The sequence below is a fragment of the Rhodospirillales bacterium genome (assembly GCA_023898785.1).
Taxonomy (GTDB): Bacteria; Pseudomonadota; Alphaproteobacteria; order Micavibrionales; family Micavibrionaceae; genus TMED27.
This window is the reverse complement of the sequence record CP060239.1, coordinates 2028834-2045304: the sequence shown is the minus strand read 5'-3', so window position 1 is coordinate 2045304 and position 16471 is coordinate 2028834. Positions and strand designations below refer to the sequence as shown.

General features: G+C 49.8%; 15 protein-coding genes. 3 read left to right on the top strand and 12 right to left on the bottom strand.

Annotation, left to right across the window (positions count from 1 at the left end; translation table 11 throughout):
• Positions 1-34: 34 nt before the first annotated feature.
• On the bottom strand, positions 35-352 hold the full coding sequence (locus H6859_10175; protein ID USO05488.1) for a hypothetical protein: 318 nt from the start codon (positions 350-352) through the stop codon (positions 35-37).
• Positions 353-476: 124 nt separating this feature from the next.
• Positions 477-2945 carry a DNA topoisomerase (ATP-hydrolyzing) subunit B gene (gene gyrB, locus H6859_10170; GenBank protein USO05487.1) on the bottom strand — a complete coding sequence of 823 codons (2469 nt, stop codon included), beginning with the start codon at positions 2943-2945 and terminating at the stop codon, positions 477-479.
• 399 nt (positions 2946-3344) lie between these two features.
• Here gyrB and hisC point away from each other — a divergent pair, with 399 nt between their 5' ends.
• Positions 3345-4433, top strand: a complete 1089-nt coding sequence (gene hisC / locus H6859_10165) for a histidinol-phosphate transaminase (protein ID USO05486.1) — start codon at positions 3345-3347, stop codon at positions 4431-4433.
• Here the strand turns inward: hisC and recF are convergent.
• Positions 4408-5556: a DNA replication/repair protein RecF gene (gene recF / locus H6859_10160; protein ID USO05485.1), complete on the bottom strand. Its 1149-nt coding sequence runs from the start codon at positions 5554-5556 to the stop codon at positions 4408-4410. The genes hisC and recF overlap by 26 nt on opposite strands.
• Positions 5557-5595: 39 nt before the next feature.
• On the opposite strand from recF, the gene H6859_10155 reads away from it, so the two are divergent.
• Positions 5596-5889: a hypothetical protein gene (locus tag H6859_10155; GenBank protein ID USO05484.1), complete on the top strand. Its 294-nt coding sequence runs from the start codon at positions 5596-5598 to the stop codon at positions 5887-5889.
• On the opposite strand, the gene H6859_10150 is transcribed toward H6859_10155, so the two are convergent.
• The 5 genes from H6859_10150 to H6859_10130 form a co-directional block, all read right to left on the bottom strand.
• On the bottom strand, positions 5890-6846 hold the full coding sequence (locus tag H6859_10150; protein ID USO05483.1) for a D-2-hydroxyacid dehydrogenase: 957 nt from the start codon (positions 6844-6846) through the stop codon (positions 5890-5892).
• A gap of 166 nt (positions 6847-7012) precedes the next feature.
• Positions 7013-8128, bottom strand: coding sequence for a DNA polymerase III subunit beta (locus tag H6859_10145; GenBank protein ID USO05482.1), 1116 nt, complete (start codon positions 8126-8128; stop codon positions 7013-7015).
• A gap of 128 nt (positions 8129-8256) precedes the next feature.
• A complete protein-coding gene (locus H6859_10140) occupies positions 8257-9570 on the bottom strand; it encodes an adenosylmethionine--8-amino-7-oxononanoate transaminase (protein ID USO05481.1) in 1314 nt (437 codons plus the stop codon).
• Positions 9571-10218, bottom strand: a complete 648-nt coding sequence (gene bioD, locus H6859_10135) for an ATP-dependent dethiobiotin synthetase BioD (GenBank protein USO05480.1) — start codon at positions 10216-10218, stop codon at positions 9571-9573.
• Positions 10219-11418 (bottom strand): 8-amino-7-oxononanoate synthase, encoded by a 1200-nt coding sequence (locus tag H6859_10130; protein USO05479.1) that lies wholly within the window; start codon positions 11416-11418, stop codon positions 10219-10221.
• Positions 11419-11875: 457 nt separating this feature from the next.
• On the opposite strand from H6859_10130, the gene H6859_10125 reads away from it, so the two are divergent.
• A complete protein-coding gene (locus H6859_10125) occupies positions 11876-12490 on the top strand; it encodes a TetR/AcrR family transcriptional regulator (protein ID USO05478.1) in 615 nt (204 codons plus the stop codon).
• 9 nt (positions 12491-12499) lie between these two features.
• Here the strand turns inward: H6859_10125 and bioB are convergent, their stop codons facing one another.
• The 4 genes from bioB to H6859_10105 all read right to left on the bottom strand — a co-directional run bounded on the left by bioB (position 12500) and on the right by H6859_10105 (position 16462).
• The gene (bioB, locus tag H6859_10120; GenBank protein USO05477.1) at positions 12500-13516 is read right to left on the bottom strand and encodes a biotin synthase BioB; all 1017 of its coding nucleotides are present in this window, start codon (positions 13514-13516) and stop codon (positions 12500-12502) included.
• 90 nt (positions 13517-13606) lie between these two features.
• Positions 13607-15031, bottom strand: coding sequence for a chromosomal replication initiator protein DnaA (gene dnaA / locus H6859_10115; protein ID USO05476.1), 1425 nt, complete (start codon positions 15029-15031; stop codon positions 13607-13609).
• A 563-nt stretch (positions 15032-15594) separates the two neighbouring features.
• Entirely contained in the window at positions 15595-15867 is a 273-nt protein-coding gene (gene rpsT, locus H6859_10110; protein ID USO05475.1) for a 30S ribosomal protein S20, read from the bottom strand.
• A 220-nt stretch (positions 15868-16087) separates the two neighbouring features.
• On the bottom strand, positions 16088-16462 hold the full coding sequence (locus H6859_10105) for a hypothetical protein (GenBank protein ID USO05474.1): 375 nt from the start codon (positions 16460-16462) through the stop codon (positions 16088-16090).
• Positions 16463-16471 lie beyond the last annotated feature (9 nt).

Below are 16471 nucleotides of genomic sequence, written 5' to 3'. Positions count from 1 at the left end.
ACCACAGAGTCACAGAGTCACAGAGATTTGCTATTCATGATATTAATGTTCTTAAATAAGATTCATCCGTAACCTCAAATTGAACAATTTCCAAACTGCCACCTGCAAGAATACAAATAGCACCCCGATCTTGAAAATCACGCAATACATTCACAACCTTAAAGTCATCAATTTCTGTACGATCAGAAACAAGACGCGGTGTGTAACAACCATGATTTAAGATAGCGTCTGCAACGATTGCTAAAACTTTTCTTTCTTTCCACCTCTGATGTTTTCCAGAAACATTATCAAAAATATCAAGGCCGGTTTTCATTGCTTTTACAACCATAAAAATCACTACTTTTGGAACCATAAAACTCTGCGTCTCTTCAGTTAAAATCCCAGATGCCCACATAAAGAAGCGGGCATGACACTAAAAGCTTAGTGGCCTTAGTGGTTAAATAATCAGATCCCTCGACTGCGCTCGGGATGACAGATCAGGCGTCCACCTCGGCCTTCAGCGCATTATCCTGAATAAACTCACGTCTCGGCTCAACGACATCACCCATCAGGGTCGAGAAAATCTCATCCGCCTTCACCGCATCGGCAACATTCACCTGCAACAGCGTACGCACATTCGGGTCCAGCGTTGTCTCCCACAGCTGCTCAGGGTTCATTTCCCCCAAACCCTTATAGCGCGAAATCGCCATGCCTTTACGCCCGGCTTCCATCACCCGGTCATACAACGCCGCCGGCCCGTTGACCGTGGTCAGCACTTTATCCCCTTGCCGAATTTCAACCGGGTTTTCAAACACCTCAGCAAGCCACTCGGCGGCCGCCTGCAACCGCACTGCATCGGCACTGCGCACACGATCGGCAGAAATACGTACACTTTCGGTCACGCCGCGCTGTACGCGTTTAAACGTGTAACCCTTATCCAGCGTATAAAACCCTTCCCAGGTCTTGGCATTTTTCGCCGCGCGCGCATTGAGCCGCTCGGCCACTTTCGCCGCCGCCGCCGCGCCAGCCTTTTCATCACCCTGGACCTTTTCATCAAACGCCCCGGCAATCGCCGCCTGTTCAATGACCCGCCGATTACCGGCCCGCTGTGTCAGCGCATTGATCGAATTTCGCAGCTTACGCGATTGCAACAGCAGGTCCCGCAAATCTTCACCGCTACGCGTTTGGCCGTTGCCATCAACAATCACCAAATCATTCAACGCCGACTGAATCAGATAATCATCAAGCTCACGCTCATCCTTCAAATACACTTCCGCCGAATTCCCGCGCTTCACCTTAAACAAGGGCGGCTGAGCGATATACAAATACCCGTTCTCAATTACCTGCGGCATGTAACGGAAAAAGAACGTCAACAGCAACGTACGAATGTGCGAACCGTCAACGTCCGCATCGGTCATGATGATAATTTTGTGATACCGCGCCTTCTCGATATTAAACTCGTCCCCGATCGAAGTCCCCAGCGCCGTGATCAGCGTTCCAACCTGTTCGGAGCCGAGCATCTTATCAAAACGCGCCCGCTCGGTATTCAAAATCTTCCCACGCAGCGGCAAAATCGCCTGATTATGACGATCACGCGCCTGTTTCGCAGATCCACCCGCCGAGTCTCCCTCAACGATGAAAATCTCGGATACCGCCGGGTCTTTGCTCTGGCAATCCGCAAGCTTACCGGGCAGGTTGGACACATCCATCACACCCTTACGCCGTGTCATTTCACGTGCCTTCCGCGCCGCCTCGCGCGCTTGAGCCGCTTCGGCAATCTTGCCAACAATCACCTTAGCCTCAGCCGGATTTTCCTCCAGCCATTCCGCCAGTTTCTCCCCAATCACATTTTCCACGACCGGACGCACTTCTGATGACACCAGCTTGTCCTTCGTCTGCGAGCTAAATTTCGGATCTGGTACTTTCACAGAGAGCACGCAAGTCAACCCCTCGCGCATATCCTCACCGGTCAGCTTGATCTTGTCTTTCTTGGTTAGACCCTTTTCTTCGGCATATTTCCCGACCACCCGCGTCAGAGCGCCACGGAAACCCGCCAGGTGAGTCCCGCCATCGCGCTGAGGAATATTATTGGTAAAACACAACATCGTTTCGTGATACGCATCCGTCCATTCCAGCGCTGCCTCAACCGTCACACCGCTTTCTTCATCCTCGGTCACGATCGAGATCGGCGCTTCCAGCATCGATTTCTTCGTCCGGTCGAGATATTCAACAAAGCTCTGAATTCCGCCTTCATAATGCAAATGCGTTTGCACGCGCTCTTCTTCATTTTCCGGGCGATTGTCGCTCAAATAAATATTCACGCCCGAATTTAAGAATGCCAGCTCCCGCAAGCGGTTTTCCAACGTTTTAAAATCATATTCCGTCTGCGTAAACGTCTTAGGCGAAGGCAGGAATGTCACCTGTGTGCCGGTCCGCTCACCATCGTCAAGATCCCGAATCGGCTTCAAATCTTCTCCCGCCTCACCCATTTTAAAGCGCATATACCATTCTTTGCCCTCGCGCTTGATATTCAAATCGAGATATTCAGACAAAGCGTTAACCACCGACACACCAACCCCGTGCAAACCGCCGGACACTTTATAGGAATTTTGATCGAATTTTCCCCCGGCATGTAGCTGAGTCATAATCACCTGTGCTGCCGAAACCTTCTCTTCCTTGTGCTCTCCCACAGGAATCCCGCGCCCATTATCCTTCACGGTCACCGACCCGTCAGCATTCAAAATCACATCAATCCGGTCGCAATACCCGGCAAGGCTTTCATCAATCGCGTTATCAACCACCTCATAAACCATGTGATGCAGTCCGGTCCCGTCATCGGTGTCCCCGATATACATCCCCGGACGTTTGCGCACGGCATCCAGCCCGCGCAAAACCTTAATCGAATCCGCGCCATAGTCGTCATTATCGCCACGCTTGGGGACCAGATTTTCTGCTGCTTCACTCATGATTTTCGTTCGTCCTTAAAATTCTTTTAAAAGCCTTGTTTACTCTTGGTTTCAGGCAAGTATATGGTATAGCATACGCTCTGGTAGAAAGACAGGCCAAAACACGTTTTTTTACGCCTTTTTTTACACTTTAAGATATTGAAATAATTGATTTTTTAAAGGCAGTTTTTTAGCCCCTCTTCTCACCCTCCCTGCCTTTCCGTCTTCCTGTAAAAATTCGCACTTAATTTAGGCTTGACCAAAGGAATTATTTCCTATAAATTCTCTGCAGCATCGCGCCACCCTTGCGCCCAAAATCCGCCGCAAAATCAAAAACACCCCCACCCCCTCCAAAAATGAAAAACAAACTGAAGAACATTTACTATTGCCTTTTAAATCAAATGCTTATAAGCAAAGATCATGAACCCAGCACTCAAAAACCTTCTCCGCCCGCATTACATAGACCTGCAAGGCTATGTTTCCGCCGGGATGGAAAGTGATAAATCGGCTGAAAAAATCTTCCTCAACGCCAATGAAAACCCGTATGAATTGCCGGGTCTGGAAGGCTTTAACCGCTATCCGGAGCCCCAGCCCAAGTCCCTTGCCGCCGCCTATGCAAACGCCTATGGGGTTAAACCTGACCAGATCGTCATGACCCGCGGCGCCGATGAAGCCATCGTTATTCTTACCAAACTATTCTGCGAACCGCACAAAGACGCCGTCCTCACCTGCCCGCCGACCTTTGGCATGTACGGCGTTGATGCCAAAGCCATGCCCGCCGATGTGCTCGAAGTGCCGCTCCGCAAAACCGACGGCACGTTCACGCTCGATCAAAAAGCCATTGTGAACGCCACCTTCACTCCGGGCCAAAACATCAAACTGATCTATATCTGCTCACCCAACAACCCGACCGGCACGAGTTTCCCCCATGATCAAATCGCCGAAATTTGCCGCGAAACCGAGGGCCAGGCCGCCGTCATCCTCGATGAAACCTACGCCGAATTTTCTTCGCAAGGCTCAATGACTTCATCGCTCGCTGATCACCCGAACCTGATCATCCTGCGCACCTTGTCGAAAAGCTACGCGATGGCCGGCATGCGGATGGGCACATTCCTCAGCGCCGATACCGACTTCATCGCTCTGGTCAAAGCCAAAGCCCTCGATGCCTACCCACTGCCCCGCGCCAGCGTCGAGGCTGCCCTGCATGTCCTGTCCGATGACATCCGCCCGCTGGCCAAAGCCAACGTCGCTAAGCTTATCGAAGAAAGAAACCGCATCCTCCCTCTTCTACAGAAATCGCATTATGTAAAATATACATACCCCTCCGATGCCAATTTCCTGCTTGTGAAAATGAATAAAGCCGAAGAATTTGTAAAATTCGCCGCCGAGAACAACGTGATCATTCGTGATTTTTCAACCAAACCCGGCACCGAAAACTGCATCCGCATCTCCATCGGCACCCCGGAGCAGAATGATGTGGTCCTTAAGCTGCTGAACGATTTTGAGTAAGGTTTTTAACCGCTCCATCCTGCACTTCAAAAAACTGTGCGCTGCCCTCAATGGCGCTAAACAGCGCCCCGTCCGTACCCGTCAGCCAAACCTGCCCGCTCAGTTCTTCGAGCAATGCATACAACCCAGCCCGGCGCTCTTCATCGAGATGCGCGGCTACCTCATCAAGCAATAAAACCGGCGCAAAACCACGCTCTCCAGCAATCAACCGCGCATGCGCCAGCGTAATCCCGATCAGCAAAGCCTTCTGCTCCCCAGTCGAACACTGATCCGCCGCCATATCTTTCGCAATATAGTGCACCAGCAAATCCGACTTATGCGGCCCCGTAGCCGCCCCACCGGTCAGCGCATCCCGCACCCGTGAATCCTTGAGGGCATAGGTAAACATCTCCTCAACCTCCAACGCTGTTGCTGAGGCCAACACCCCCTCAAGCGTTCCATGCACCGCTAAATGTGCTGTGGGGAAATGTGCATTCTCCGCTGCCAAGCACGCGCTCTGTAAACGCTGGGCAAAATCCAGCCTCGCCGCCGCAATAGCCGTCCCCGTTTCCGCCATCTGCGCCTCCAGAGAATCCAGCCAACTCGCATCCGCCCCGCCTTCTTGCAATAACTTCGAGCGCTGACGCATCGCATTTTCATAGCGGCTCACGCGCCCCGAATGCCCCGGATCAAACCCGAACACCAGCCGGTCCAGAAACCTGCGCCGATGCGACGCCGAATCGATAAACAGCCGGTCCATCTGCGGCGTCAGCCAAACGCAAGCCACATATTCCGCCAGCGCCGCTTGCCCGCGCACATTTTCACCATTCACCCGGATCAGCCGCTTATCCCCGGATGGCTCCAGCCCCGTCCCAACCTGCACCAGGCCGTATTCCGTCTGCACCTGCGCCGCCACCGCCCACGGGGTTCCTGCACCCTTCGGCGTATCTTGGGATTGAATCTCCGCCATTTTCGCCCCGCGCAAACCCCGCCCCGGCGACAACAAAGACACCGCCTCCAAAACATTAGTCTTGCCCGCACCATTCGCCCCATGCAAAACGATTAGCCCAGCATGCAACGCCGAAAATTCAGCCCTTTCATAACAACGAAAATTGTGAAGTTTGAGGTTCCGGATAAATGTCATATAGTCATCAACAACTCAGATTTGAAAACGGGATTCGTCATGCAGTTAAAAATCATTATAGGGGCTTTTATCCTCTTATGTGCGCTTATCTATAATTTTTCACCCGCTCAAGCACAGAAAAAAAACTATACGCCTGCCACCCATATGTGGGTTCAAAACTATCAAAACCTGCTGTTCGTACGAGTGAATTCATTAGAAGAATGCGAAATGTTCACAGCCCAGGCCGCCGCGATCAATTCAACCGAAGGCCACTGCTATAACGGGGAAAGATTACTCAAAAAAATCCACTGCACCAAGCCGGTCAAACGCGATGGAACGCCAAACTGCTCCTAATCAATTGACGACATTCATCAGCGCACCGGATTTATAGGCCTCTAGAACCTCAACCACCTGATCGAACAAACGCTGACAGGCCTGACGGCTCGCCCAAGCGACATGCGGTGTCACAATTAAATTCAGAATGTCAGGATCAAGCAATGAATTCCCATCGCTCGGCGGCTCTTGCGAAAGCACATCGACCCCCGCCCCGGCGATCTCACCATCTTTCAAAGCGCTCGCCAGCGCCTCTTCATTGACAACACCGCCGCGCGCCGTATTGATCAGCAATGCTGAATTCTTCATCGCCTTAAGCTCCTGCGCTCCAATCAAATCTATCGTTTCCGGCGTAAGCGGGCAATGCAAAGTAAGCACATCGGCGCGCGCAATCACCTCATCAAATGGAGTGCGCCCACCCCGCACTTCGCGCAGGCCCTTATGATCGGCAAGCAAGACCTCCATGCCGAACGTCTTGGCAAGCGCCTCAACGCTGCGCCCCAGATTACCGTAACCAACAATACCCAGCGTCTGACCGGCCAGCTCATGGATGGGATAATCCAGAAAACAAAAATCGCGGCTTTCCTGCCAGCGCCCGGCTTTGACATCGGCGTGATAGGCCATAATCTGCGAACGCAAAGCAAGAATAAGCATAAAAACATGCTGGCTCACCGCCGGGGTCGAATACCCGCGCACATTGCACACACTCACGCCCGCCCCGCGCGCCGCCGCCACATCAATATTGTTATACCCCGTCGCCCCGGCCACGATCAGCTTCAAATCCGGCGCCTGCGCAATAATTTCAGCAGACAACACAACCTTGTTCGTCAAAACAATCTCCGCGCCAGCAATACGCTCCACAACATCCTCCGGCGCGCTAAATCCGTGAAAAACAAAATCATCGACTGCCACCTCAAGCCCGGAAACATCAAGACCCCGCGGATAATAGGTATCAAAATCCAGAAACACCGCTTTCATGAAACTCTCCTGATAGAATGAACAGATGACATCAAGCCAAAACGGCAATCAAAGTATTTTGAGTCGAAAATGAAGATTTTCGAGAACCGGCGCACAGCGTATTAAATATACGCGAGCACCGGAAAGCGGAGAAAATCTTTATTTGCAGACCAAAAGACGAAGATTGCTAAACCCGTAGCGGCATCAAAACATAGAGCGCCGATGGATCGGAATTATCCTGAATAATCGTCGGGCTGGCCGGATCGGCCAGCGTCAACCGGCACCCCTCGCCTTCAATCTGCGAGGTAATATCCAGCAGATATTTCGCGTTAAAACCAATCTCAATATCCGTCTCACCATTGACCTCAACCTCTTCGGTCGCACTGCCGGATTCAGCGCTGCTCGCCGAAACCGTCATTTGCTTGCCATTCAGCGCAATTTTAATCGCCCGGCTCTTGCCATCGGAAATCGTCGAAACACGATCAACCGCGCTGGTCAGCATTTTCGCATCCACCTCAACAATCTTGTCATTGCCTGCAGGAATAACGCGCTGATAATCCGGGAACGTCCCGTCAATCAGCTTTGAGGTCAGCACGATATGATCGAACGCAAACCGGATCTTACTCTCAGACAGCGTAATCTGAATCGCATCCGCCGCTTCATCGACCAGCTTGCGCAGCTCGCCAATCGTCTTGCGCGGAATAATAATGCCAGGCATTCCGCCAGCCCCTTCGGGAAGCGGCATCTCAAACCGCGCCAGGCGGTGCCCGTCTGTAGCCACGGCGCGCAAAACCTTCACGCCGTCTTGGTCAGCTTCATGCAGGTAAATCCCGTTTAGATAATAACGGGTCTCCTCCGTGCTCATCGCAAACTTCGTCCGGTCAATAAGCGCCCGCAAATCCGCCGCCGGAATCGCAAATCCGTTCGGCAAATCACCAGCGCCGATTTCCGGGAAGTCCGTTGTCTGCAAACAGCTCAGCTTAAACTGTGAACGTCCCGCCTTCACGCTCATCTGTGTGCCTTCCGCATTCAGTGTAAGCTCCACATCGCTATCCTCCGGCAATTTACGCACAATGTCGTGCAGCGTATGAGCCGGCACTGTCGTTGCGCCTGGCTCTTTAATATCCGCCGCCACCGATTCGTCAATTTCCAGATCCATATCGGTCGTCGCCAGAGACAACACACCATCCTCCGCCTTCATCAAAACATTGGAAAGGATAGGAATAGTATTGCGGCGCTCCACAACGCTTTGGACATGACCAAGGGATCGAAGAAGGGATGCGCGCTCAATGCTCAGTTTCATAGCAAAATCTTTCATATTAGGTACATGATATGGGAATCGGATACTAGCATAGGGCCTTAGGCCGAGAAACCCCCAAAATCATACTCTTAAACGCTTATCCAAAGTGATAAAAACCCGCACGGAAAAACCTATGCAGCCTGCTGGAAACAATCATTCCGAAAACTGTCCAAAGACCGCCACAACGTTTCATAGATGCACTCCAGATCCTGCTGATCTATGCAATAAGGCGGAAGAATATAGACAGTATTGCCGATCGGACGAAGAAGAACACCATTTGCAAGCATAAAATCATAAATCTCATGACCGATAGAAGACAAATACCCGTTCACATCATCGCGTACATCGATAGCAAAGATGCTGCCTTTCACCCGCACATCCATAACATCAGGGCGCGCGCTATACCACCCGGCGGCTTTAAGATGAGAAGCCTCAATCGCAGCAATCTGCTCCATCACCGGCTCTTCATCCCAAATCTCCAAAGATGCCAGTGCCGCAACGCACGCCAGCGGATTGCCTGTAAAACTCGTTGAGTGAAAAAACTGCTTGGCCTTTTCATCATGATAAAAAGCCTTATAAATTTCTTCGGTCGCCAGCGTCGCGCCCATTGGTAGAAAACCGCCCGTCAGCCCCTTCGATAAACACAAAAGATCCGGTGTAAAATCTGCCTGCTCACAAGCAAACATGGAACCCGTACGGCCAAAACCCGTCATCACCTCATCAGCGATCAAAAGCACGCCATGCTCACGGCACATCTGCGCCATCTTTCCTAAAACCTTGGGAGAATAGACGCGCATTCCGGCCGCACCTTGCACCAAAGGCTCAAACACAAAGGCTGCTGTCTGCGAACCGAATTTCTTCAGCCATTTATCCAGCCACGCCAGGCTGCGCATCTCCTCGCCTGTTTTCGGAAACGGCACATGCTTGACGTCAAACAAAAACGGCTCGTAAAGCACATTAAAAACACTGCGAGATCCCGCTGCCATCGCGCCAAATGTATCGCCATGATATCCGCCCTCCAGCGCAATCACCTTATGACGCTGCTCACCTGCATTTTCATGAAAACCAATCGCCATTTTCAACGCAACTTCTATCGCCGTTGAACCGCTATCGGAATAAAACACGTAATCCAGCGCCGAACCGTCCTTGCCCTCAAAAGTCCCATGCACAGTTGAAAGCAATTTACGCGTCAACTTCTCCGCCGGATCATGCGTAAAGCCGGCAAAAATCACTTGCTCCAGCTTCCCGGCCTGCGCGCGCACCGCCTCAACAATTTTCGGATGACAATGCCCGTGCGTATTGACCCACCAGCTTGAAATCCCGTCAATAATCTCCTGCCCGCCACGCAATTTCAAACGTGCACCAGCCGCAGAGTCCACGTGCAAAGCCGGCCCGCAAATCTTATGCTGAGTCATAGGATGCCATATAGGTGAAATACGTCTCATCTAAAAATCACTTAAATCAAAATTTTGCTCGAAAGCATCAGTAAGACTTTTTGCATCCAAAGAGTCAAGCATTGGAAGACGCCCCAGCACTTTTACGTCTGAAAATTCACCGATTGTACGCATATTATCTTCATTTTCATCGCCAACAAAAATAATTCCATGCACCGGGATCTTACGGCTCCAAAGCGCCTCAAGCGAAAGCAATGTGTGGTTAATCGTCCCCAAGCCCGTACGCGCAACCAAAATCACCGGCACGCGCCCTCCATTCACAGGATCTTCATTCCAACGTTTAAACAAATTAACCAGCAAATTCTGACGCGTCAAAGGCACCATAAGCCCACCCGCACCTTCAATAATAAGCGGACCATCAACCTCAGGAATCACCAAACTCTCCACATCAATCTCCGCCTCATCCAATTCCGCAGCCCGATGCGGAGAAAGACTTTCAGTAAACACATAGCTTTCCGGCAGAAACCGCTCCAACGGCAATCCCGTCATCTTCTGCACAGCGCGCGTATCCACGCCGCCTTCCACGCCCGATTGTACAGGCTTCCAGTATGTCGCCCCGAGTGCCAGCGCGAGCATCGCGGACACAACCGTCTTCCCGATCCCCGTATCCGTACCCGTGATAATGCACCTATTACTCATCTACGCAGCCTTTCGTTCCAAAAAACCATCCAGATCCGCAGCAAATTGATCCAGCCGCACCTTATCCAACGCCGCACTCAGAGAAAGTCGCAACCGCGCAGTGCCTTCTGGCACCGTCGGCGGACGAATCGCGCGAATATCATATCCTTTTTGCTGCAGTTTTTGCGCAACATCCAACGCATATGCATCATCGCCCAACATAATCGGAACAATATGCGTTCCCGGCCCGCCAAATGATTGCTGCGCTTTTCTCGAAAGGCCTGCAAGTTTTTTCCGTGCAATCTCCCCCTCCTCTGAAGCAATCCATTCCAGGGATTTTTGCACCAAATGCACCTGTAACGGCAACGGCGCGGTCGAATAAATAAACCCCCGCGCAGCATTGATCATGAAATCAATTATCGCCTCAGATCCGCACACCAAGCCGCCAGCCACACCGATCGCCTTACCGCAGGTATGCAAAACAATTAAATTATCCGGCCAAACGTCATTGCGAGGAGTATCTGCGACGAAGCAATCTATTTTTTCTGGATTGCTTCGCTGCGCTCGCAATGACGAATACAATTCATACGCCAGCCCTTTACCAGCCCGCCCCATAACGCCAGTCGCATGCGCCTCATCAACGACCAAAACCGCATCATAATCTTCAGCCAACCCATACAGCGCCTTCAACGGCGCAATATCCCCATCCATCGAATACACGCTCTCTACTGCAACCCATATTTGACCATCTTTTTTTTGCTGCGCCTTTGCTTTTCTAAGTGCCTCTTCGAAAGAATTTACATCATTATGCACGGCCTTAATATGCTGCGCGTTTGAATTCTGAATCCCCTCACGCGCACTCGCATGAACAAATTCATCAAAAATAATCGTATCATGACGTGTGCAAAGCGTTTGAAACAACGCACTATTAGCCTGAAAGCCAGTCGCAAAATACAATGATTTCGGCGCAGAAAAATACCCCGCCGCAAAATCTTCGAGTGCCGCATGAGCATCCGTATGCCCGCGCAATAATCGCGACCCGCCAGCACCGATCACCCCGCCATTTTGTAAAAATTTGAGTGCACATTCCCGTAAATACACACTACTCGCCAACCCCAGATAATCATTCGAGGTGAGGTCAATTCCCGCAGGCAACATCAAAGTGCGATAACGCCCCCGTTGCCCGAGTCGATCCAATGTCTGCCGAAAATCTCGCATCATATGGTTTTATAGAAAAAACCAGCGCACCTCAACTCCATACTTGAAACACACGACACAACGACACTTCTTAATGACTTTTCCAGACTTTCGAAGGCTTCTTGTATTCAGAAGCACTATAAGACTGCGGATAAACACGCTTTCCGCCCCTATAAGACACACCTCCCCTTTTTTTCGTCACTTTATTTTTTGGAAAAACAATACAATTATTGAAACGCCACAAATCCACACAATCAAGCGTTCTACCCACAGGCCCCGTTGAACACGAACACAACGACAAACACACTGCGCTGAGCAATAAAATCTTTGACCCTTTAATCATAATACACGCTCCCTTTTTATAATTAAACACTGTTCAATTGCTATTACAGCATCATTTTCCATACATTGTCAATAAAAAATTGAACATAGTTCAAAATATGCTATTATGAACGAAGAATCATCGTAATAAGGACAAACAATGGCCCGGCGAAACGACCACACCCGTGAAGAACTCAAATCCCTCACATTAGAACGCGCCCTCAAAATCGTAAAAAATGAAGGATTTCAAAAGCTAACAGCCAGAAGAATAGCCAAAGAAATCAACTACACCCCCGGCACGATCTACAACATGTTCGGTTCAATGGATGGACTATATTTTGCCCTCAACGCCCACACGTTAGACAAGCTGTTCGAAACCATCGCCGCCCCCGAACAATACCCTGCCGAGGCCACAATTTCTGAAAACATAAAAACAATAGCCAAAAGCTATATGGATTTTGCGCAAAATAACAAAGAACTCTGGCTGATGCTCTTCAACATGAGCTTTCCAACAAAAGATAAAGCCCCGGATTGGTACAGGGAAAAAGTCCAATCCATTCTGGATATACTTGAAAATCTGCTGGCACCCCTCTTCTCAGAAAACCAAACCCGCGAAAAAGCCATCGCGGCGCGCACCATATGGTCCTCGGTCCACGGCATATATCTGATGGAACAAACCAATAAAATTGGATTTATGAGCGATAAAAGCGCCCTGGATATGGCCGAATGCCTGATCGATAATTTCATCGCAGGCCTGCAACAAAACGCAGCCTAGAATCAGAAGCTAAGCCGCTTCTTTTTGACACCCACAACCACCGGGCTTACCGCAACCACCACTTTTCCGTTCGGCAGAATCATCCTTAAATGGCGCACGCGGCTTCATCCCCAATTCATCAAGCAAAGCATGGTCAAAATCTTTTTCCGGGTTCGACGTCGTCAGCAATTTCTCCCCTGTGAAAATAGCATTCGCCCCGGCAAAAAACGCCAGCGCCTGCGCTTCTTTTGAAATTTCTAACCGTCCGGCCGACAACCGCACCATCGATTTCGGCATTAAAATTCGGGCCACGGCAATCGCACGAATCCACTCAAAAATATCCAGCGGCAGCGCATGTTCAAGCGGGGTTCCCTTCACCGGCACCAGCATATTGATTGGAACGCTTTCAGGCTGCGGATCAAGATTACACAGCGTATGCAGCAAGGAAATCCGGTCCTCTTCGCTTTCGCCCATCCCCAAAATTCCGCCGCAGCACGCCGAAATCCCTGCTTTAGCCACATTGCCCAGCGTATCAAGCCGGTCCTGATAACTGCGCGTCGTGATAATTTTATCGTAAAATTCCTCAGACGTATCCAGATTGTGATTATAAGCCTTCAGCCCTGCCTCTTTCAGCCGCTTGGCTTGCTCTTCCGTGAGCATCCCAAGCGTAACGCAACTCTCCATGCCCATGTCTGATACGCCTTTGACCATGTCACAAACCCGATCAAAAGCACGCCCCTCAAGCACACGCGGCCACGCCGCGCCCATACAAAAGCGGGTCGATCCGGCCTCCTTGGCCTTGCGCGCTTCTTCTAGCACGGCTTCGGTCTTCATCAGGATTTCTTTTTCAAGCTCCGCCTCATTATGCACAGACTGCGAACAATACCCGCAATCCTCGGTACACCCGCCGGTCTTGATCGACAAGAGCGTACACATCTGCATCTCGTAATGATCGTGATTGGTCCGATGCACGGTTGCAGCATCATAAACCAAATCCATCAACGGGCGGTGATAGAGCGCCCGAACCTCTTCAAGAGTATGTGTCATAACGCTGAACTCTATTACAAAAAAAACGCGAGGAAAAGCGAAATCCCCCGCGCTTTAAACAATTCAAAACTCGCCTTACACAAAAAACAATCAGCCAGTAAGAGCACGGCGCACAACATCAACATCCTGTGCGATTTGTGCATCTTCTTCAATCAGCTCCTCAACCTTGCGCACCGCATGCATCACGGTGGTGTGGTCACGCCCACCAAATTTACGGCCGATTTCTGGCAAACTCCGCGCCGTAAGCTGCTTCGCAAGATACATCGCCACCTGACGAGGCCGCGCCACATTCCGCGCCCGGCGCGCCGAATGCATATCGGCCATTCGAAGATTGTAATGCTCGGCCACTTTACGCTGGATCTCATCAATCGTAATGCGCCGATCATGTGCACGAAGTAAATCTTGCAAAACTTCCTGCGTGCTTTCCAGCGTCACTTCCGCCTTCGTCACATCGGCATGCGCGACAATCCGGTTCAGCGCACCCTCAAGTTCACGAATATTGCTGGTCACTTTCAGCGCCAGAAATTCAAGAACACTATCAGGCACATCCGCGCCAAGCTGCGCGCGTTTGGTTTGCAAAATCCCAAGCCGCAAATCATAGGTCGTCGGATGAATATCCGCCACCAGACCCCAGGCCAGACGTGAACGCAAACGCTCATCCAGACCGGAAAGATCGCTTGGCGCTTTATCAGCAGAAATAATAATCTGCTTATTCTGATCCACAAGCGCATTGAACGTATGAAAAAATTCTTCCTGCGTTGCTTCCTTGCCCGCAATAAATTGAATATCATCAATCATCAATACATCAACACTGCGGAATTTCTCCTTAAACATCATCGTCGAATCACTGCGCAAAGCTTTCACAAACTGATACATAAATTTCTCAGCCGAAAGATACATCACGGTTTTCTCAGGACTCTGCTCTTCAATCGCATGCGCAATCGCGTGCATAAGGTGCGTTTTTCCCAAGCCAACCCCGCCATAGATAAACAGCGGATTAAACGGAATCGTCAAGCTTTCCACCACCCGCCGCGCCGCCGCATGCGCCAGCGCATTAGGCTTGCCAACAACAAATGTTTCAAACGTAAAACGCTCATCCAGCGGCGAGGATATTTCAGAAATATCCAGCTTCTTGTTCTGGTTGGCTTTGGAAGGCGCGGCCGTTTCAGGCTCATCATCCACAATCGCATTTTGCACAACGACAATCTGCAAACGCTTCACGCCATCTTCAAACCCTTCGCTGGCTTCAATGCACATGCCCAAAATCCGCTCAGCATAGTGATTCTGTATCCAGTCACGCATAAACCGTGTGGGGACGGAAACTTCCATCGTGCCATGATAAAAAGCCTGGAGAGTAAGAGGCTTAAGCCAGCTGCGGAAGATTGCTTCACCAAATTCACTGCGCATATCATTATGCACCTTTTTCCAGAGCTTCATAATTTCAACGCTCGGCTCCAAAGATGCTTCCTGATACTCAGCATTGCCCCGAATCAAAGCAACGGACTTTCCACCCATGTCTGACATCTTCTATTCTCTCCATTTGTCAAAGGTTACATATTAAACAAAACAAAATATACAATCGTCAAAGCGCCAAAAAAGGCAGCAAAAAGGGGTATACGAAAGCCGAAAAAGGCCCGCAAACACGTTTCCTATAACGATTAAACTTTTAAATTATGAGTTCCGAACCCAACTCCAAGCCAAAAGCAGCAATCCTTGCCACAAACAACTCAACGGCCCCTATCCCCAAAACCCTCTTAATAAAAAGAAGGCAAACTTCAAATCAGAACAAAACCCTACTCAAACACAACACACACAAAAGCATGCTGCAAAAAACTTCCTCAAGACCAATTCGGCCTCTTTTTTGTCCCGATAGAAATAAGCCTACACTAAAAAAATATGTGGATGCAATACGAACAAAACAAGAAAATCAAAAAAGAAATTTTTTTATATTTTTTTATACTATTGATTTTAAACACATTTAAGCCCTTCAGATTTTCATCTCAAGAACTTAAAAACAATCTATAAAATTCAAATATTTAGTATGAAACGCTACTAAACTTTCGCGTTTTTAGCAGTAGCTAAGCCGCTTTTTTAAGCAGCTTAATACGAGAACTTAATCTGGAAACCTTACGAGCCGCCGTATTCTTATGCAAAATACCCTTAACGACTCCACGACTGATTTCTGGCTGCGCATTTTGCAACGCACTCTCAGCTTCTTTTGCATCGCCAGCCACCAGAGCTAACTCAACTTTTTTAATAAATGTACGAATGCGGCTCATGCGTGCACCATTGATAGCGGCACGCTTATCGTTCCGGCGAATTCTTTTCTTTGAAGATTTATGGTTTGCCATTGTTAAACCTTTATTCCTAATTTCTTCTCAAAAGCGCTGACTTATCGACTTTTGTGGAAGCCGCCAGCGCACCTTATCCACAGATTGGGAGAGGTATACGCTGCTCCAGCCCGGCTTGTCAAGGAAATGATACGTTTTTTATTAGCCTAAAAATCATATGCTAGAAAATGATCAAACTAAGACGCAAAAACCAGCTTTCACACCCCGCGAATCGGCGAGCCTATTTCGGTTGAATGCTCAAACGCAATATAATAATACCGGCCTCATCCTCAAACATCATTTCCAAACGCTCCCCATTACGAATGAATTGATCTCCACCAACCGGATTCCAACCGAATTGCGGCAAAACCGATGCATAATAAGCCCGCACCGAATCAACGCTCATTGCCGCCATCTCGGCAACTGATTCAACCACGCGCCCACCAGGCTTATCAAAGCTCATCGAGCGCTCAGGCAGCTCTATCAAACCCGGCATCAACGGCACATCGTCGAGCACCTCAAAAAACTGAACCGAATCATCCTGCGCATATACAGAAGCAGAGGCCATAACCATCCCTGCTAAAATCATCACCGCAATAATAACGAAAATACGCATACGCTCTAA